Below are 1,017 nucleotides of genomic sequence, written 5' to 3'. Positions count from 1 at the left end.
CTAGGTTCTGTTTCTTGGATCATGTGCGGAGCCAGATCATCAGGGCTGCGACGGTGACGGTTCCGAGGTAGGTGTAGGCGCGTTTGTCGTAGCGGGTGGCCACGGCCCGGAAGTTTTTGAGGCGGTTGATCGCCCGCTCGACGACGTTGCGTTTCTTGTACCGCTGTTTGTCGAAGCCGGTCGGCCGACCGCCGGCCGAGCCGCGCCTGCGGCGGTTGGCCCGCTGGTCCTTCGGCTCGGGGATGCTGTGCCGAATCTTGCGCCGCCGCAGGTAGCGGCGATTGTTGCGGGAGCTGTAGGCCTTGTCCGCGCTGACGCTGTCCGGCCGGTTGCGGGGCCGGCCGGGCCCTATGCACGGCACCGAGATCTTCTCCAGTACGGCCTGGAACTGCGGGCTATCGCCGTGTTGACCGGGCGTCAGGACGATGGACAGCGGACGGCACCGGCCGTCGGCCGACAGGTGGATCTTCGTGGTGAAGCCGCCGCGCGAACGGCCTAAGCACTCGCCTGCCTGACCACCTCCGCCAGGCGGACGGACAGGCTCGCCAGCGCCGGATCGCCCAGGTTTGCCCCGCTGTGGGGCCCCTTTTCAGGAGCAATCACGGGTGGAGCGGCCTTGCGGGCGCCGGCAGCATGCTGATGGGCCCGGGCCGTCGTGGAGTCCACCGACACATCCCAGTCGATCCTGCCCTCGGCGTTCTCGGCCGCCTGCACGCGCGCCAGCAGCATGTCCCACGTACCGTCCGCCGACCAGCGACGATGCCGCTTGTAGACCGTCTCCCACGGCCCGAAGCGCTCCGGCAGGTCTCGCCACGGCACCCCCGTCCTGGCCCGGAACAGCACCCCGTTGATGACCTTCCGGTGCTCGCTCCACCGACCGCCACGCGCACCACCACGAGGCAGGAGCGGCTCCAGCCGCCCCCACTCCGCATTCGTCAGGTCTCCACGGCCAACCATGCTGAACAGCGTCAATCCACACGCATGATCACGTCAGGAGATCCGAGAAACAGCACCTAG

The 1,017-nt window shown here is 68.0% G+C and carries 1 pseudogene; it reads right to left on the bottom strand.

The window, feature by feature from the left end:
- Positions 1-19: 19 nt before the first annotated feature.
- Positions 20-957, bottom strand: a pseudogene (locus tag ACFYYN_RS43390) (IS5 family transposase).
- Positions 958-1,017: the final 60 nt, after the last annotated feature.

This window comes from Streptomyces sp. NPDC001902 (assembly GCF_042891295.1).
In the GTDB taxonomy this organism is placed as follows: Bacteria; Actinomycetota; Actinomycetes; order Streptomycetales; family Streptomycetaceae; genus Actinacidiphila.
This window is presented reverse-complemented; position numbering and strand designations above follow the sequence as displayed.